The 17,832-nt window shown below is 72.1% G+C and carries 15 protein-coding genes; 8 read left to right on the forward strand and 7 right to left on the reverse strand.

Translation table 11 applies throughout. The annotated features are described in order from the left end of the window. Positions 1–412 precede the first annotated feature (412 nt). Positions 413–862, forward strand: coding sequence for a PTS glucose transporter subunit IIA (locus tag ACH4S7_RS25205; RefSeq protein WP_398523557.1), 450 nt, complete (start codon positions 413–415; stop codon positions 860–862). Between the two features lie 76 nt (positions 863–938). Continuing rightward, positions 939–2,609 carry a phosphoenolpyruvate--protein phosphotransferase gene (gene ptsP / locus ACH4S7_RS25210; protein ID WP_398523558.1) on the forward strand — a complete coding sequence of 557 codons (1,671 nt, stop codon included), beginning with the start codon at positions 939–941 and terminating at the stop codon, positions 2,607–2,609. A 61-nt stretch (positions 2,610–2,670) separates the two neighbouring features. Here the strand turns inward: ptsP and ACH4S7_RS25215 are convergent, their stop codons facing one another. After that, complete coding sequence (locus ACH4S7_RS25215) at positions 2,671–3,657, reverse strand: hypothetical protein (RefSeq protein WP_398523559.1); 987 nt, start codon at positions 3,655–3,657, stop codon at positions 2,671–2,673. A 61-nt stretch (positions 3,658–3,718) separates the two neighbouring features. Beyond that, positions 3,719–5,692, reverse strand: coding sequence for an acetoacetate--CoA ligase (locus ACH4S7_RS25220; RefSeq protein ID WP_398523560.1), 1,974 nt, complete (start codon positions 5,690–5,692; stop codon positions 3,719–3,721). Between the two features lie 218 nt (positions 5,693–5,910). Here ACH4S7_RS25220 and ACH4S7_RS25225 point away from each other — a divergent pair, with 218 nt between their 5' ends. Beyond that, positions 5,911–8,271 carry a glycoside hydrolase family 31 protein gene (locus ACH4S7_RS25225; protein ID WP_398523561.1) on the forward strand — a complete coding sequence of 787 codons (2,361 nt, stop codon included), beginning with the start codon at positions 5,911–5,913 and terminating at the stop codon, positions 8,269–8,271. A gap of 27 nt (positions 8,272–8,298) precedes the next feature. On the opposite strand, the gene ACH4S7_RS25230 is transcribed toward ACH4S7_RS25225, so the two are convergent. Beyond that, positions 8,299–8,802: an NUDIX domain-containing protein gene (locus tag ACH4S7_RS25230; protein ID WP_398523562.1), complete on the reverse strand. Its 504-nt coding sequence runs from the start codon at positions 8,800–8,802 to the stop codon at positions 8,299–8,301. Positions 8,803–8,871: 69 nt separating this feature from the next. Here ACH4S7_RS25230 and ACH4S7_RS25235 point away from each other — a divergent pair, with 69 nt between their 5' ends. From ACH4S7_RS25235 to ACH4S7_RS25250, 4 genes are all read left to right on the forward strand, one after another. Further along, positions 8,872–9,666, forward strand: a complete 795-nt coding sequence (locus ACH4S7_RS25235; RefSeq protein ID WP_398523563.1) for a M15 family metallopeptidase — start codon at positions 8,872–8,874, stop codon at positions 9,664–9,666. Positions 9,667–9,684: 18 nt separating this feature from the next. Further along, positions 9,685–10,032, forward strand: a complete 348-nt coding sequence (locus ACH4S7_RS25240; RefSeq protein WP_398523564.1) for an Mpo1-like protein — start codon at positions 9,685–9,687, stop codon at positions 10,030–10,032. A 67-nt stretch (positions 10,033–10,099) separates the two neighbouring features. Continuing rightward, entirely contained in the window at positions 10,100–10,531 is a 432-nt protein-coding gene (locus ACH4S7_RS25245; protein ID WP_398523917.1) for a Zn-ribbon domain-containing OB-fold protein, read from the forward strand. Next, positions 10,528–11,718, forward strand: a complete 1,191-nt coding sequence (locus tag ACH4S7_RS25250; RefSeq protein ID WP_398523565.1) for a lipid-transfer protein — start codon at positions 10,528–10,530, stop codon at positions 11,716–11,718. Before ACH4S7_RS25245 ends, ACH4S7_RS25250 begins: the two co-directional genes overlap by 4 nt. A gap of 46 nt (positions 11,719–11,764) precedes the next feature. On the opposite strand, the gene ACH4S7_RS25255 is transcribed toward ACH4S7_RS25250, so the two are convergent. From ACH4S7_RS25255 to ACH4S7_RS25270, 4 genes are read right to left on the reverse strand one after another with little or no spacing between them, the layout of a single operon-like run. After that, the gene (locus ACH4S7_RS25255; protein WP_398523566.1) at positions 11,765–12,367 is read right to left on the reverse strand and encodes a GTP-binding protein; all 603 of its coding nucleotides are present in this window, start codon (positions 12,365–12,367) and stop codon (positions 11,765–11,767) included. Further along, positions 12,348–12,752 carry a DUF742 domain-containing protein gene (locus ACH4S7_RS25260; RefSeq protein WP_398523567.1) on the reverse strand — a complete coding sequence of 135 codons (405 nt, stop codon included), beginning with the start codon at positions 12,750–12,752 and terminating at the stop codon, positions 12,348–12,350. The genes ACH4S7_RS25255 and ACH4S7_RS25260 overlap by 20 nt, the downstream gene beginning before the upstream one ends. 9 nt (positions 12,753–12,761) lie before the next feature. Further along, a complete protein-coding gene (locus ACH4S7_RS25265) occupies positions 12,762–13,214 on the reverse strand; it encodes a roadblock/LC7 domain-containing protein (protein WP_398523568.1) in 453 nt (150 codons plus the stop codon). Beyond that, the gene (locus ACH4S7_RS25270; protein ID WP_398523569.1) at positions 13,211–16,048 is read right to left on the reverse strand and encodes a nitrate- and nitrite sensing domain-containing protein; all 2,838 of its coding nucleotides are present in this window, start codon (positions 16,046–16,048) and stop codon (positions 13,211–13,213) included. The genes ACH4S7_RS25265 and ACH4S7_RS25270 overlap by 4 nt, the downstream gene beginning before the upstream one ends. A gap of 570 nt (positions 16,049–16,618) precedes the next feature. On the opposite strand from ACH4S7_RS25270, the gene ACH4S7_RS25275 reads away from it, so the two are divergent. After that, complete coding sequence (locus ACH4S7_RS25275; protein WP_398523570.1) at positions 16,619–17,101, forward strand: hypothetical protein; 483 nt, start codon at positions 16,619–16,621, stop codon at positions 17,099–17,101. Positions 17,102–17,832 lie beyond the last annotated feature (731 nt).

Genomic DNA, 17,832 nt, shown 5'->3' on the forward strand with positions numbered 1-17,832 from the left:
ATATTTGGCGTTGACTTTTGGCACGCTGTTGAGTTCTCAAGGAACGGACGCTTCCTTCAGACCCTTTCAGGTCCTTCCGGGCGCTTCCCTTCGGTGTGGTCAAACCGTATCAGGCTTTCTCCGGCTCCCTGACCACCTCTCTGCGGACATGCAGAGGTGTAGACCAGTTAGGATCTCGCCTTGATGAGGTCTGCTGCCGACCCCCGACTCAATGTCGCGTTGGGGCCAGGCAGGGGTATGACAGTACCTGCCGCCCAGAGGCGAGGCAAATCGCTTCCCGTGGCCTCTAGCTCCACAGTTCCGCAACTTTCATGCGGAACTAGGACTTCATATGACTTACGCTGCTCCACAGTGCGCCGTTCGGAACAAGCAGTGACGGCGTGGTAACAGATCTCCACCCTGGGAGGCCCCCATGACCACAGTGACGTCCCCTCTTGCCGGACGTGCCATCGGACTCGCGGCGGTGCCCGACCCCGTGTTCTCCGGCGCGATGGTCGGTCCCGGTACCGCCATCGACCCCGTACGGGAGCCCTCCGAGGCTCTCTCCCCCGTGGACGGCGTCGTCGTCTCCCTGCACCCGCACGCGTATGTCGTGGTCGACAGCGAGGGACACGGAGTGCTGACGCACCTCGGCATCGACACCGTCCAGCTCAATGGCGAGGGCTTCGAACTGCTCGTCAACAAGGGCGACACCGTGACCCGCGGCCAGGCCGTGGTGCGGTGGAACCCGGTGGCCGTCGAAGCGGCCGGCAAGTCGCCCATCTGCCCCGTGGTCGCGCTGGAGGCGACGAACGAGTCGCTCTCCGGTGTGGTCGAGGACGGCGACGTACAGATCGGGGACGCGCTCTTCAGCTGGCAGTGACGTCATGGCCGTAGGGACGGCGAGTGGGACATCCAGCGCGGCGGCACAGACCGTCGCTCGATCGGAGACGGGTGAGATGGTGACAACGCTGCGAGGCGTCGGGGTCAGCCACGGGGTGGCGATCGGCGAGGTTCGGCACATGGGAACGGCTGTGCTCGAACCGCCCGCGAAGCAGAACCCGGAACAGGACGCCGAGCGGGAACAGGGCCGGGCGCGCCAGGCCGTGGAGGCCGTGGCCGCCGATCTGATCGCGCGGGGCAATCTGGCCGGTGGGGAGGCGCAGGCCGTGCTGGAAGCACAGGCCATGATGGCGCAGGACCCCGAGCTGATGGCCGATGTCGACCGTCGCGTCGCCGTCGGCAGCACCGCCGAGCGGGGCGTGTACGACGCCTTCGCCGCCTACCGGGCGCTGCTGGCTGGTGCCGGCGAGTACCTGGCCGGGCGGGTGGCCGACCTGGACGACGTGCGGAACCGGATCGTGGCGCGGCTGCTCGGCGTGCCGATGCCGGGTGTGCCGGACAGTGACGAGCCGTATGTACTGATCGCCCGGGATCTCGCGCCCGCCGATACCGCACTGCTCGACCCCACGCTGGTCCTCGGTTTCGTCACCGAGGAGGGCGGGCCGACCAGTCACAGCGCCATCCTGGCGCGGGCGCTCGGGGTGCCCGCCGTGGTGGCACTGCCGGGGGCCGGGGAGCTGGCCGAGGGCACGCTGGTCGCGGTCGACGGCAGCACCGGTGAGATCTTCGTGGAGCCGAGCGACGAGAAGCGCGGTGAGCTGGAGCGGGCCGCGGCCGAGCGCAAGGCCGCCCTCTCCGGTTCCAGTGGGCCGGGTGTGACCTCCGACGGGCACAAGGTGCCGCTGCTGGCGAACATCGGCGGTCCCGCCGATGTACCGGCAGCGGTGGCGGCCGGTGCCGAGGGCGTCGGTCTGTTCCGTACGGAGTTCCTCTTCCTCGACGACAGCAAGCAGGCGCCGTCGGAGGAGAAGCAGGTCGAGGCGTACCGCCAGGTGCTTGAGGCGTTCCCGGAGGGCCGGGTCGTCGTGCGGGTGCTGGACGCGGGCGCCGATAAACCGCTCGACTTCCTGACCCCTGCCGACGAGCCGAACCCGGCGCTGGGTGTGCGGGGGCTGCGCAGTCTGCTGGACCACCCGGATGTGCTGCGGACGCAGCTGACGGCGCTCGCCAAGGCGTCCTCGGGTCTGCCGGTGTATCTGGAGGTCATGGCGCCGATGGTGGCGGACCGCACCGACGCCAAGGCGTTCGCGGACGCGTGTCGTGAGGCCGGGCTGCAGGCGAAGTTCGGTGCGATGGTGGAGATTCCGTCCGCCGCGCTGCGGGCGCGTTCGATCCTGCAGGAGGTGGAGTTCCTGTCGCTGGGCACCAACGATCTGGCGCAGTACACCTTCGCCGCCGACCGTCAGGTCGGCGCGGTGTCCCGGCTCCAGGACCCGTGGCAGCCGGCGCTGCTCGATCTGGTGGCGCTGTCGGCGGAGGCCGCGAAGGCCGAGGGCAAGAGCTGTGGTGTCTGTGGTGAGGCGGCTGCCGATCCGCTGCTTGCCTGTGTGCTCACTGGTCTCGGTGTGACGTCGCTGTCCATGGGGGCCGCGTCGATTCCGTATGTGCGGGCGACGCTGGCGAAGTACTCGCTGGCCCAGTGCGAGCGGGCCGCGGCCGCGGCGCGCGCCACGGACACCGCGGAGGAGGCTCGGGTCGCCGCCCAGGCGGTGCTCTCCGGGGAGTAGCCCCCGGGCAGGAGAGTTGAGAGGAGGGGTCCCGCCGTGGTGGCGGGGCCCCTCCTTCGCGTCAGCCGTGGGGCTCGGGGTCGTCCGTGGGGACGGGGAAGCCCGCGCGGTACTCCACTCCCGGCTCGGGGGAGAGCGGCTCGCCCGTCATCGCGTCGGTGCAGTAGGCGCTGAACACCTCGGCCTCGGTGAGCGGCAGCAAACGGGAGCGGTGCAGTCGCCAGCCGTGCAGACGGTCCGGGGCGTCGGGTGGGCTGGTGCGCAGCACCACTCCGCCGGGCCTGCCGAGCGCGATGGCGGTGGCGAGGACGGTGACGAACTCGGTGGTGTCGGCCGCGGTCGGCGCCGCGTCCGGCCGGGTGGGGTCGCGGTCGGCGTGGAGCACCGCGAGAAGCTGCTCCTCGGGTGCCTGGACGCTGCACACCAGGTGGTGCCTGCCCGGTCCCGCCTCTTCCAGCAGCCGGGTGAGCAGGTGGGAGGCGCGGTCGTGGGCGGCCCGGCCGATGTCCTGGCCGCAGTCGGCGCACGCCCCGAGTCCGGCCAGCAGTGTCGTGGCGTACTCCCAGGTGGCCCGGCGGACGGCCTGGTCGATCAAGCGGGGCAGCAGGGTGTCCAGCGGCTGTCCGGTGTAGGTGATCGCGCCGCCCCTGGCCGCGATCGTGGCGGTGTAGCGCCCTCGGCCGCGGGCGGTGTCGGGGTCGAGGCCGTGCTGGGAGCAGAACGCGGCGAAGTCCTCGGGGTCGAAGAGGGCGACGGTGGTGTGGAGCTGGTCGGACGCTCGTGCGGTCAGCAGGGCGTCGAGCTGCCGGAGGTACGACGGGTGGTCGTCGAAGACGAAGCTGCGATAGCTCCGCATCGCCGCGAAGTCGTGGGCGTCGGCGAGGACGCCGATGGTGCCCACGACCTCGCGACGCAGGGCGCGCCGGAGTGCCGCAGTGGTCCTGGGGCGGGCACCGCGTCGGTGTGGACCGCTGCCGGGGCGCCTGCCCGCGTGGTTTCCGGACGGTTTGGCCGCCGAGCCGGCCCGGCGGGATGTGTGGTCTGCCATGTCTCCCCCTGCCACGTGTTGGTCACTGATGACTCACCGTAACCGGGGGCACTGACAACGCTCAGTGGCCGCGGGTGCGGGCGAGGTCCGCGTAGAACGTCAGCAGGCCCGCGTCGTCAACGGAGCCGGGGTTGACGGCCTTGGTCAGGGGGGTGCCCTGGAGGATGCGCTTCACCGGGACTTCGAGGCGCTTGCCGGTGAGGGTGTGCGGTACGGCGGGGATTTCGATGATGTCGTCCGGGACGTGGCGGGGCGAGAGCTGTTCCCGGATGATCCGTTTGACGCGGTCGCGCAGTGCTTCGTCGAGCGTGGCGCCGTCGGCGAGGTGGACGAAGAGCGGCATCCAGTAGCCGCCGTCCGGTTCCTCCACTCCGATGACGAGGGATTCACGGATCTCGGGGAGGCGTTCGACGGCCTCGTAGATGTCGGCGGAGCCCATGCGTACGCCCTGGCGGTTCAGGGTGGAGTCGGAGCGGCCGTGGATGATGACGGAGCCGTGGTCGGTGAGGGTGATCCAGTCGCCGTGCCGCCAGACCCCGGGGAACATCTCGAAGTAACTGTCGTGGTAGCGGCTGCCGTCGGGGTCGTTCCAGAAGTGGATCGGCATCGACGGCATGGGTCGGGTGACGACGAGTTCGCCGACCTCACCGACGACGGGCCGGCCGTGGGGGTCCCATGCCTGGAGGTCGGTGCCGAGGCACGGGGCCTGGAGTTCGCCGATGTGGACGGGGAGGGTGGGCACGGCGCCGGCGAAGCAACTACAGACATCGGTGCCGCCGCTGACGGAGGCGATCCACAGGTCGTCCGCCACCTCGTCGTGGAGCCAGCGGAAGCCGTCGGGCGGAAGCGGGGATCCGGTGGTGGCGACGCAGCCGACGCGGGAGAGGTCGTGGTCGCGCGCGGGGTGGACGCCGGCCTTGCGACAGGCCATCACATAGGCGGCGGACGTGCCGAAGAAGGTGGCCCCGACGCGTTCGGCGACGCGCCATTGGACGCCGGTGTCGGGGTAGCCGGGGCTGCCGTCGTAAAGGACGACGGTGGTGCCGGTGAGCAGGCCGGAGACGAGGAAGTTCCACATCATCCAGCCGGTGGAGGTGTACCAGAAGAAGCGGTCGTCGGGGCCGAGGTCGCAGTGCAGGGCGAGCTGTTTGAGGTGCTCGATCAGGATGCCGCCCTGGGACTGGACGATCGCCTTGGGCAGTCCGGTGGTGCCGGAGGAGTACAGGACCCACAGGGGGTGGCCGAAGGGGACCTGTTCGTAGCGAGGTGCCGCGGTGCCGGAGGTGAGGGCGGACCAGTCGAGGGCGCCGTCGGGGGTGTCGGTGCCGAGGAGGGGGATGTGGACGACCGCGCGGAGGGTGGGGAGTTCACGGCGGAGTTCGGCGACGACAGCGGTGCGGTCGTGTTCCTTGCCGCCGTAGCGGTAGCCGTCGACGGTGAAGAGGACGACGGGTTCGACCTGCTGGAAGCGGTCGAGGACGCTGCGGGCGCCGAAGTCGGGGGCGCAAGAGGTCCAGACGCCGCCGACGGCGGCGGTGGCGAGCAGTGCGGTGACGGCCTGGGGGATGTTGGGGAGGTAGCCGCTGACGCGGTCGCCGGGGCGTACGCCGAGGGCGCGCAGTTCGGCGGCGAGCGCGCCGACCTGGCGGCGCAGCTCGGACCAACTGGTCGGGGTCGGCTCGTGCGTCTCGTCGACGTGGAGGAGGGCCGGTTCTTCGGGTCGTTCGTCCGCGGCCCGCAGGGCGTGTTCCGCGTAGTTGAGGGTGGCGCCGGGGAACCAGCGGGCGCCGGGCATGGCGGGGTCGGCGAGCACCCGTTCGTAGGGGGTGGTGAAGCGGATGTCGGACCATTCGGCGACGGCGCGCCAGAACGTCTCCAGTTCGTCGACGGACCAGCGGTGCAGTGCCGGGTAGCCGCCGTCGGCGGGGGCTCCGTGGTGTTCGGCCGCCCAGCTCTGGAAGCGGGTGATCCGCGCGCGGGCGATCCGGTCGGCGTCCGGCTGCCACAGGGGGGCGGAGTTCGCTGCTGAGGTCATGGGGGGCGGCTCCCGGATGGCTGCGCGGTGTCGGCGGGTGGTCCGCGTACGCGCGGGGGTGTGCGCGTGACGCGGCTGACACGGACGATGCCATGTGATCGTCTCGCGCACCAGATGTTCCGGCCACGGTTCGGACTCGGCCACATCTGGGCGGAGTGAGGGTGAACGGGAGCTGAACCCACCCCGTGAGCGTCGGCCCGGATGACAGGCTGAGCTGCATGAACGGTCGAGAGCTGGCGCGATCGGTACGGAAGATGACGACCTTGCGGGGACTGCGCGCGACGCGGTCCGCGTGGCTGCGGCGGCGGACGGATGTCCGAGGGCTGCCGCCGAGAGGCCCCGAGCGGGCGCGGGTGCCGGGCCGGGTGACCGGCGCCGAGCCGCTGCCGGGTGGCGGGGTCGTCCGGTTCGCCCGTTCCGAGCTGCGGATCTGTGTGGTGACGGGTGGCGCGGTGTTCTGGGGGTGGGACGGCGCGGGCCCCGAGCCGTCGTACGCGCTGGGCGGGCCGTCCCCCGAGCCGGACCCGCGGGCCGGTCTTGAGCCGGACAAGGACGGCGGCTGGCGGGTGGTCTCGGAGCGGGTGACGGTGGAGGTGTCGCGGCACGGCGCGGTGGAGGTCCGTACGCCCGGTGGTGTCGTGCTCCGCCGCGATCTGCCGCCGCGCTGGTGGGAGCCGGTGCGCGGGGGTACCGCGCGGTGGGCGCAGCGCACCGAGGTGGCGGCGGACGCGCGCTTCTTCGGCCTGGGCGGGCGGGCTTCGGGGCCCCGGCTCCGGGACGGCACCTACCGGCTGTGGAACACCGATCCGAAGGGGTCCTTCCGGCCGGGTGACGATCCGCTGTACATCACCATGCCCGTCCAGGTGATCGTCGCCGACGCGGGGACCCATCTGGCGTTCCACGACAACTCGTGGGACGGCCGGGTGACGCTCCACGAGGGCGAGGAGGGCGCCGGATCGGGCCATGACCGTCCGGGGACGAGTGAGATCCGGATGGACGGCGGTCCGCTGCGGTGCTGGGTGATCGTGGGGACTCCGGCGCGGGTGCTGGCGCGCTGGTCGCGGCTGACGGGCGGGGCGGCGGTGCCGCCGTCGTGGGCGCTGGGTGCGCAGCACGCCCGCTGGGGTTTCGGCAGTCAGGAGGCGGTGCGGCGGGTCGTCGCGGGCTACCGGGAGCGGGACCTCCCCCTGTCGGCGGTCCATCTGGACATCGACCACTACGACGGGCACCGGATCTTCACCGTGGACCGGGAGCGGTTCCCCGATCTGCCGGGGCTGGCGAAGGGGCTGCGGGAGGACGGGGTGCGGCTGGTCTCCATCGTCGATCCGGCGGTGAAGGCGGAGCGTGGGAATCCGGTGTACGACGGCGGGGTGGCGGCCGGCGCGTTCGTCCGGGACGGGCGGGGGCGGGCGGTGCGCGGGGTGGTCTGGCCGGGTGACTGCGTCTATCCGGACTTCACGGATCCGCGGGTGCGGCGGTGGTGGGGCGGGTTGTACGAGGAGCGGCTGGCGCAGGGGTTCTCGGGGGTTTGGCATGACATGAACGAGCCGGTGTCGTTCGCTCCCTTCGGGGAGATGACGCTGCCGCGTTCGGCCCGGCACGCGCTGGACGGGCGGGGCGGTGACCATCGGGAGGCCCATAACGTCTACGGCCTCACGATGGCGCGCGCCGGGTACGAGGGGCTGCTGAGGCTGCGGCCGGAGGAGCGCCCGTTCCTATTCTCGCGTGCGGGCTGGGCCGGGATGCAGCGGTACGGCGGGACCTGGTCGGGGGATGTGGCCACCGGCTGGCCCGGGTTGCGGGCCTCGCTGGCGCTGGTGCTGGGTCTCGGGCTGTGCGGGGTGCCCTATTCGGGGCCGGACGTCGGGGGGTTCGACGGCAGTCCGTCGCCGGAGTTGTATCTGCGCTGGTTCCAGCTCGGGGCGTATCTGCCGTTGTTCCGCACGCACTCGGCGATCGACGCGGGTCGCCGGGAGCCGTGGGAGTTCGGGCCGGCGGTGCTGGAGCACGCCCGCGCGGCGCTGACCGAGCGGGAGCGGCTGCGCCCGTACTTCGTGTCACTCGCCCATCTGGCGCGGCTGACGGGGGCACCGTACGTCCGGCCGCTGTGGTGGGGGTCGCCGCAGGATCGGGCGCTGCGGGAGTGCGAGGACGCGTTTCTGCTCGGTGACGCGCTGCTGGTGGCGCCGGTGCTGGAGCGGGGGGTCGACCGGCGGGCGGTACGGCTGCCGAAGGGGCGCTGGTACGACACGGTGACGGGGCGGGCGTACGACGGTCCGGGGCAGGTGTTGGTGGAGGCGCCGCTGTCGCGTGTCCCGGTGCTGGCGCGGGGTGGTTCGGTGATCCCCGTGCGTGGTGCGGACGGTCGGACGGAGCTGGAGGTCTGGGCGCCCGGCGGGAGTCGCAGGGGTGGCGGGCTGGTGGTCGCGGACGCGGGTGACGGCTGGGAGCCGGTGGAGGTGGAGCGGTACACGACCCGGTTGGTGGACGGCCGGGTGAAGGTGCGGTGGGTGCGGGCCGACGGGTCGGGGTCGCCGCGGTGGCCGGTTCGGGTGCGCGGGTTGGGGGCCGGGTCCTGAGTCGCCTACCGGGGACGGCGTCCGGGGCTATTCGTAGCGGCCCATGAACCATCTCCGTACCGCCGTGGTGTGCAGCGGGAACGCCAGCTCTCTCGGGGTGCGCAGCAGTTTCCGGCCGGTGGTCTCGTCCGTGGGGCGCGGGGGCGGCAGATCGTCGGCCGGGCGGGCGGGGAGCAGTCCGAAGACCAGCAGATGGCCGTCGGGGGCACTGAGCACGTCCGCGAGGCGGACCTCGGTGGCGGCCGCGTCGATTCCCGTCTCTTCCTTCAGTTCGCGGACGACCGCGCGCTGCCAGTCCTCACCTAAGTCGACAAAGCCACCTGGCAGCGCGATGCCGCCCCGTTTCGGTTGGATGGACCGGATGACGACGACGAGTCCGGTGCCGTCCGCGTCGGACACGGGTTGCAGCGCGACGGCGACCGGGAGTGGATTGCGGTATGCGGTGTCACCGCAGGTCGGGCAGGTTCGGGGCCAGCCGGTGAGGGCGCGGTACGGGGCTCCGCAATTGCCGCAGTACGAGTCCTTGGGCACGCGCGGAGCGTATCCGATCGCCGTCGGGGCGTCTGTCCCACGCCGGTGGGACCTGATGGAGGGTGGAGCATGAGCCGACTCGCAGTGGTTCTGCGCGCGTGCACCGTGTCCGCGGTCGTCCTGGCCGCCGCCACCACCCCGGCCGGGCCGGAGCCGACGGCTCCGCGGGAGTTCGTCGCCCTGCGTTCGGTCGATCCGACGATCCTCCAGGAGATGCGCTACACCACCGCGCACACCTTCCTGGGCGTGCGGGTGGACGGCTACCAGGAGCCGGTCTGCCTGCTCACCCGGTCCGCGGCGGACGCGCTGCACCGGGCCCAGCGGCGGCTGCTGCGCCAGGGGTACTCCCTGAAGGTGTACGACTGCTACCGCCCGCAGCGGGCCGTCGACCAGTTCGTGCGCTGGGGGAAGGACCTCGCCGACCAGTCGATGAAGGGGGAGTTCTATCCCCGGGTCGCCAAGTCGGCGCTGTTCGCGGCCGGTTATATCGCGGAGCGGTCCGGACACAGCAGGGGCAGCACGGTGGATCTGACGATCGTGTCGCTTCCGGCGCGTACGACCAGGGCGTACGTCCCGGGTGAGCCGTTGGTGCCGTGCCACGCCCCGGAGGCGGCGCGCTTCCCCGACAGTTCCATGGACATGGGGACGGGCTATGACTGTCTCGACCCCCTCTCCCACACGGACCACCCCGAGGTGCGGGGGAGGCAACGCGCGCACCGACAGTTACTGATGGGCGCTCTGGCGGCCGTCGGGTTCGTCAATCTGCCCGCGGAATGGTGGCATTTCACCTACCGGCCGGAGCCGTTCCCGGACACCTTCTTCGACTTTCCCGTCACCCGGCGCTCCCTGGCCGGTCCGCGCTGACGGCGCTACGGTGCCGCCATGACGGAGCGGACGTTCGACTCGTACGACGAGTTCTGGCCCTACTACGTCGCGATGCACTCCAGGGCCGCGACGCGATGGGTCCACTGCGCGGGGACGCTGACCGGTCTCGCGGTCACCGTCTACGGGCTTGCGCGGGGTCGGAAGCGGTATGCGGTGGCACTGCCGCTGATCGGTTACGGCACGGCCTGGCCCGCGCACTTCCTCATCGAGGGGAACAATCCGGCGACGTTCGGGCATCCGGCGTGGTCGCTGCGGGGGGATGTCCGGATGATCCGGATGATGCTGACCGGGCGGGACGCGGAGCTGGCGGAGACCGCCGCCGGATGGCTCGCCGAGAACGGGTGACCCGTGACAGACTTCTGACGTACCGTCAGATCACTGTGCCGGGGAGGCCCTCGTGACGCGCACACCCGTGGTTGCCGGATGGTTCACGCACGACGGTGAGGAGGCGGACTTCCGGCTGCTCGCCACCCGCTGCGCGGCCTGCGCGTCGGTCTTCTTCCCGCCGGAGGACTCGTTCTGCCGCAACCCGGACTGTTCGGGCGGTGAGCTGGCCCGGGTGCCCCTCTCCCGACGGGGGCGCGTCTGGTCCTACACCGACGGCCGGTACCGCCCGCCAGCGCCCTATGTCTCCGACCCGGACACCGCGTGGGAGCCGTACACCCTGGTCGCCGTCGAGCTGGCGGCCGAGCGCATGGTGGTCCTCGGTCAGGCCGCGCCGGGCGTATCGGTCGCCGAACTGGCGGTCGGCATGGAGGTCGAGGTGGTGCCCGGGGTGCTCAACGAGGACGCCGGGACGGTCTGGACCACCTGGCACTGGCGGCCGGTGGGGGTGACGTCGTGACCGGTGATATCGCGGTCCTCGGGGCCGGTATGCACCCCTGGGGCAAATGGGGACATGGCTTCGTCCGGTACGGCGTGATCGCCGCGCGGGCCGCCCTCGCCGACGCCGGGGTGGACTGGCGGCGGATCGACTCCGTCGTCGGTGCGAACACCGTGCGCGGGGGCTATCCCGGCCAGGTGGCCGGGGCGACCTTCGCACGGGCGCTCGGCTGGCAGGGCGCCCGCGTCACCAGTGTGTACGCCGCCTGTGCCTCGGGCGCCCAGGCCATCGGCACCGCCAGATCGCAGATCCTGGCCGGGCAGTCCGACGTGGTCCTCGTGGTGGGTGCCGACGCGGCGCCGAAGGGCTTCTTCGCCCCCGCGGGCGGCGACCGGCCCGACGATCCCGACTGGCTGCGCTTCCGGGTGCTCGGCGCGACCAACCCCGCCTACTTCGGGCTCTACGCCCGCCGCCGGATGGCCCTGCACGGCGACACCCCGGACGACTTCGCCCTGGTCAAGGTGAAGAACGCGGCGGCCGGCGCGCTCAACCCGTACGCCCGCTACCGGACGGCCGTCTCCGCCGCCGAGGTGGCCGCCTCCCCCGTCGTCGCCGACCCGCTGCGGCTGCTCGACATCTGTGCGACCTCGGACGGCGCGGCCGCCCTCGTGCTCTCCAGCATGGAGTTCGCCCGGCGGCACGGGTCCGCGTCCCCCGTCCGGATCAGCGCCGTGTCGACCCTCACCCCGGCCTATCCGCGGACCGTACTGGACCTGCCGGACATCGCCACCGACTCGGCGGCGGCCGTGGACCCCCCGCCGCGCTCCTTCCGGGCGTCGCTCCTGACAGCCGCCTACGACGAGGCCGGCGCCGGTCCGGAGGACGTGTCCCTGGCCGAGGTGTACGACCTCTCCACCGCCCTGGAACTGGAGTGGTACGAGGATCTCGGGCTCTGCGGGCCCGGCGAGGGCGCGAAGCTCGTACGGGACGGGGTGACCGCGCTCGGTGGGCGGGTCCCGGTGAACGCCAGCGGCGGACTCGCCTCCTTCGGCGAGGCCGTCCCCGCCCAGGCCATCGCCCAGGTGTGCGAGCTGACCCGGCAGCTACGGGGCGCGGCCGGGGAGCGTCAGGTGGCGGGCGCCCGGGTCGGGGTGAGTGCGAACCAGGGCCTGTTCGGGCACGGTTCGGCCGTGGTCGTCACGCGCTGAGCGCCGCATGCGCCCGTACCCCGGTGCAGGGGGTACGGGCGGGGGCTCAGGTGGTCGCGTGCTGGCGCCGGTCGTTGACCTGGGCCAGGGCGTGCTCGACCACCGCCACCAGCACGTCCTTGACCGACTCCCGGTCGCGCGCGTCACACATCATCAGCGGGACCCCCGGATCGAGGTCGAGCGCCGCCCGTACGCTGTCGACCGGGAACCGGCCGGCCCCGTCGAAGCAGTTAACGGCGACGGTGAAGGAGATGCCCCGGCGTTCGAAGTAGTCGACGGCGGCGAAGGAGTCCTCCAGCCGGCGGGTGTCCGCGAGGACGACCGCGCCGAGCGCGCCCTGTGCCAGCTCGTCCCAGAGGAACCAGAAGCGGTCCTGACCCGGGGTGCCGAAGAGATAGAGGACCAGGTCCTCGCGGAGCGTGATGCGGCCGAAGTCCATCGCGACCGTGGTGGTCGTCTTGTTCTCGACGCCCGCCGTGTCGTCCACCGGACGGCCGATCTCGCTCAGGGTCTCCTCGGTGCGCAGGGGCCGGATCTCGCTCACCGCGCCCACGAGGGTTGTCTTGCCGACGCCGAATCCGCCCGCGACCAGGATCTTCAGGGTCACGGGTTCGACGGGTCGTCGGTTGCTAGAGCGCCCGAAGACCATTGATCACCTCGCGGAGAATATTGACGTCCGGCAGCTCTGCCGGGGGGACGGGACGGGATACATGGACCAGGGCGTCCTCGACGAGATCGCCGACCAGGACCCGGACCACCCCGACGGGGAGGTCCAGGCCGGCCGCGAGTTCGGCGATCGACTGCGGCGCGTCACCACAGCGTTCGACGATTTCGACGTGCTCCGGTGACAGCGACTGGTCCTCGCCGGGATGGTCGGCCGCGGGTTCCGGCACGACCAGGGCGATCAGATCCAGCCGGTGCTGGTTCGTACTGCTGGTCCGGCCGCGCGTCATCGCGTACGGCCGGACCACGGGCCCGGCCTCGGCGTCGAAATAGTGGTGCGAGTGATGGGCGTGATGAGTCGATTCACTCATGCCGACCCCTCACCCGCCGGCGGCGTGACCGGTTCGCGGCGCGGTGGCGAGGTGGACTCCGACCCGCTTGACCATGAGCGTCATCTCGTACGCCACCTGGCCGACATCGGAGTCGGCGTCGGCGAGGACGGCCAGACAGCTTCCGTCGCCGGCCGCCGTGACGAAGAGGAACGCCTCGTCCAGCTCCACCACGGTCTGGCGGACCCTGCCGGCGTCGAAGTGCCGGCCCACCCCCTTGGCGAGGCTGTGGAAGCCGGAGGCGACGGCGGCGAGGTGCTCGCTGTCCTCCCGGGTCAGCTCCCGCGAGGTGCCGGTCGCCAGACCGTCGCTGGAGAGCACCAGGGCCTTGTGGATGCTGCCGACGCGGTCGACGAGTTCGTCGAGCAGCCAGTTGAGCTCGCCGGACCCCCTGGCGACCGGGCGTCCACCGACGGCGTTTGCTGCGGCATGTGGTGCGGTCATCGACCGTCCCCCTCCGATGTCGTTCGTGGTGCTGTCTGGCCGGGGCCGGCGCCGGTGGTCCGAGCGGCGTCGTCGGCCTCGTGAGCATTGGTGAGGCGGCCCCGCTGCCAGCCTCGCTGCATGGACGCCATACGGTTGCGGACTTCTTCCGCATCCCGCTCGACATCCTGTTCCGAATCCTGGGCGGGGGCCTTGGCGGCCGGCGTGTTCTCCCTGAGCTGGGGGGCGAGATTGGCCTGACGGACCCGGCGGGGCAGGCCGTCGATCGGCGGGAGGGCCGCTTCGGCGCCGTACGCACCCGAGGGATCGGCGGAGTGCGCGGGTTCAGCGGCGGGGGCCGGGCGGTCAGGGCCCGGCCCGTCCACCCGGTGGCCGTGGTCGGTCACCAGCGCGGGCGGGGTGCGACGGGGCAGCGGCACGGCTCCTGCAATCCGTTCCGGCGCCGGGTCCAGCGCCTGTTGGTGCCGTTCTTCCTGGCTCGGGTGCTGATCGTCCGGGGTGGCGTGGCGGCGGGCCCGCGGCCTCGCGCGGAACACCCCGCCGTCCTGGCCCTCGGTCCCGTCCGGTGCCACGGCTCCGTCCCGGGCGGGGAACAGGTCCAGGTCGGCGAGTGAGTCGGGGTCGCTGAGCGGGCCGGCGCCGGCGGCGCCGAAGCCCAGCGGGTCGGCGTGGTCGTCGCGTTCGGACGGGCCGTCCCAGAGCGGCGAGCCGTTCGTCCGGCCGGGGGGACGGGAACCGGCGCCCTTGGAGCCCGGGAGCTGCGCGCCGGGCGTCCGGGGGCCGGGGATCCTGGAGCCGGGGGTCCGGGAGGTCTTGGGGCCACCGCGGGAGCCGGAGGGCCGGGGGCCGGGGCCCTTGGGGAGCGCCGACAGCCTGCCGTCGCTCTTGCGGTCGACACGGAAGCCCGAGCCGTCGGTGTCGGGGGAGTCCGCGGTGTCCGGCGCCTCGGTGAGCAGGGCGGCGGGGATGAAGACGATCGCGGTCGTCCCTCCGTACGGAGAGGGCTGGAGCGATACCCGGACGCTCTGGCGCTGGGCGAGCCGGCTGACGACGAACAGGCCGAGCCGGTCGGTGTCGGAGAGCTCGAACTCAGGGGTCTCCGCGAGGCGCAGATTGGCGTCGAGGAGGACCTCGGGGGCCATGCCGAGGCCGCGGTCGTGGATCTCCAGGGTGAAGCCGTTGGCGACCCGCTCGCCGTGCACCTGGACACCGGTGTGCGGCGGCGAGAACACCGTCGCGTTCTCCAGGAGTTCGGCGATGAGGTGGGTGAGGTCGGCGACGGCGGGGCCGCCGACACCGATCCGCGGCAGCCGGCGCACCTCGATGCGCTCGTAGTCCTCGACCTCGGCGACCGCGGCCCGGACGACGTCCATGAGCTGGATCGGTTTGCGCCACTGACGGGAGGGGGCGGCGCCGGAGAGGATCACCAGGCCCTCGGCGTGGCGGCGCATACGGGTGGTGAGGTGGTCGAGGCGGAAGAGGTCGGCGAGTTCGTCGGTGTCCTCGGTGCGGCGCTCCATGGCGTCGAGGAGGGTGAGCTGACGGTGGAGGAGTACCTGGTTGCGGCGGGCGAGGTTGACGAAGACCTCGGAGACTCCGCGCCGCATGTCGGCCTGGCGGACCGCGGCCTCGACGGCCGCGCGCTGCAGGGTGTTGAGGGCCTGGCCGGCCTGGCCTATCTCGTCCTTGTCGTACTCCAGGCGCGGCGCCTCGGTCTCGACGTCGACCTGTTCGCCCGAGGCGAGGCGGCGCATCACGCTGGGGAGGCGGACGCCGGAGACCTCGTGGGCCTCCTTGCGGAGTCGGGAGAGGTCGCGGATGAGATCGCGGCCGATCCGTACGGAGACGATGACGGAGACGAGGAGGGCGAGGAAGCCCAGCACACCGGCGATGCCCGCCTGGACGAAGACGCTGTACGCGGAGGGGGCGACCCGGTCCTGGTGGCGTTCGCCCGAGGCGGCGATCTCCTGGCGCAGCTCATGGAGCACCGGGGTGATCGCGGCCTGCCACTCCCGGATGTCGGACGCGCCCGCCTTCTCGACCGGTCCGTCGGCGATGAGGCGTTCCTCGGCCTCGCGCAGGGGGGCGGTCTCGGGGCTGCGCCAGAACTGGCGGTAGATGTCGCGTTCCTGGGCGGGCAGGGCTTCGAGGTTGATCTCGTAGTACAGCTCGCGGTTGGCCACGAGGTCGGAGAGCTGGCGGATCTCGCCGGTGTCGACCTCGCCGGTGGTCAGCGCCGAGGTGATCAGGGCGTCCTCGCGGGAGAGCGTCTCCGTCGCGCGGACGAGGCCGACGAAGGCGCGGCCCTCGCGCTCCACCTCGACGTCGTTGAGGGCGTGCAGGGCCGTCAGGAAGCTGAATCCGGGGTCGACCACGCGGTTGTAGTAGTCGAGGGCCTGGGCGCGGGAGACGCTGCCGGACTCCACGGAGCGGCGGAGCGCGGGCAGTCCGTCCATGCCGTCGGTGAGGGCGTCGAACCGCCGTCCGGAGTCGGAGCGGAGGTTGTCGCGGACGTCCTTGGTCGCCGCCTTCTTCTTGATCTTGGCGACGGCCTTGTCGGTGGCGGCGCGTTTCTGCCGCAGCGCGGGCAGGGCCTGGGAGGATCTGCGGTCGGCGAGGTAGATGAGGGTCTCGCGGCGCTCCTGCTGGATGACGTCGAGCGCGTCGAGGACCGGGTCGCCGATCGCCTCGGACACCGCGCTGGCGTCCAGCAGGTGGCTGGCCTCGCGTCCGGTCAGGACGGTGGCGAAGACCCAGAGGGCGGTCAGGGACACCAGCGGCACCAACAACAGCGCCACGATCTTCCGGCGGATGGACTTCCCGCGAAAGCGCATGGCCTCCCCCTGCCCGAACTCGCCCTGCGTGGGCGGTGTTTCCTCGTCAACAAACGGCGCGAGCCTACTACTGACCCACAGACAACTCGAAGACACGACCAGTCGGTTTTCAGCCTGCCGAGGAGTCGTTGATCACGGCTTGTCCCGTTATTCAAGGAGTTGGCATTCCCGGCGTGTCGTGCGAGACCCGGCGGGACGTCACTATCCGGACGGCGGGAGATGGCTGGAATTATTCTTCCCGTGTCCGTGATGCGGGAATCATCCGGGCTCGTCATTCGTCTCTCTGTACGGGAGTTGTCGGAACTTGCTGGAAGCTGTGGGGGGCGCGGGCCGGCTCGCGCGCGAGGGGATGGCGTGGGTCGGGGGCGCCGGGCGGACACGATTCCGGCCGGGAGCAGGTCGCTGTCGGGCCACCGCCGTGGGAGTCGTCCGCGCGCACCGGGCCCGCGGGCGTGGCCGATGCCGGCCGGTGCCGTCGTGGGCCGCCCTCTGGAGCCGAGTAAAGCAGCGGAATCCGGGCAGCCACCCTGAAGTCGGTCAGACATGGGGATGTGGGGAGTGAGAGGGACCATGGACACGGACGAGCGTCGTGGCGAACCTCGTGGCGTGGGGCACGCTTCGGACGACGGATCGGGTGACAGACACGGGAACGGATATGCGTACGTTCCGCGCGAGCTATGGGTGGAGGAGCCCACGGCGACGCGCCGGATGGCCGATCCGGTCCGTACGTCGGCAGTCCGCGCGGTGCTCATCGTCTCGCTGACGCTGATTCAGGCGATGATCGCCTTTCTCTGCACACTGGCCGGCTCCTGGCTGGCCTTTCCGATGGTGATCGGCAGTGTCGCCGGCACCGTCGTCGCGACCTGGGGGGTGCTGGACGTCTGGGTGACCCGCCAGGTGTGGAAGCAGCGCAATGGCGTGGTCTCGGAGCCGAGCAGCAGCGCGCGCGGGCTGCGGCGGGAGCGCCGCCGGGCGCGGCGCACGGCCAAATCGGCCGCGCGCCAGAGTGCCCGCATACGGCGAGGGGAGTCCGGGAGGCTCTCCGAGGCGTAGGCGCGCACGCGCGCGAGCAGGTGGGGTGGAGCGCTGCTGGCCCCGGGTCCGCCTGGTGGCGACTGGTCGGAGGGCTCGCGGGGCAGCGGGGCAGCGGGGCTCACGGTACGGATCAGGTGTACGGCACCGGGGTCGGTGTCGCGCCGGGTCTCCGGCAGCGCCGTGCCGACCGGGGGCCGGAGCGGGTAGGGATTGTGCGCCGGGTACGGGACCGTGCGGGTACGGGCGCCCGCGCGGCGGCAGGCGTTGCCTCGACCGGGCGGCCCGTATCGGGCGGGGGCACCCCGGGCACGGGCTCCACGGTGGTCGGCCCCGGCTGGCGGCGGGGCAGGTTTCGGACGCGGCGCTCCTCCCATCCGGCGCGGCCTGCGGGGGTATGCCCCCGTCGCCAGACGGCCGGGACTCTGAGGACACGACCTGAAGGCCGTCCCGTAATCCGTGGTGGATCAGCGGTCGACGTCAGATGCGCGGAGTCTCCGCGGGCCCGCAGGGGCCGGGGCTCCGGGCCGCAGGGGCCGGGGCTCCGGGCCGCAGGGGCCGGGGCTCCGGGCCGCAGGGGCCGGGGCTCCGGGCCGCACGGCCCGCAAGCGTCGGGGCAGGGGGCCACCCCCGCCCAAGGGCCAAAGCGTGGGGTCTCCCCGGGCCCCCAAGGGCCGAGGCATGGGGTCTCCCCAGGCCCCCAAGGGCCGAGGCATGGGGTCTCCCCAGGCCCCCAAGGGCCGAGGCACGGG

Origin of the sequence: Streptomyces sp. NPDC020965, assembly GCF_044333555.1 — a bacterium.
In the GTDB taxonomy this organism is placed as follows: Bacteria; Actinomycetota; Actinomycetes; order Streptomycetales; family Streptomycetaceae; genus Streptomyces.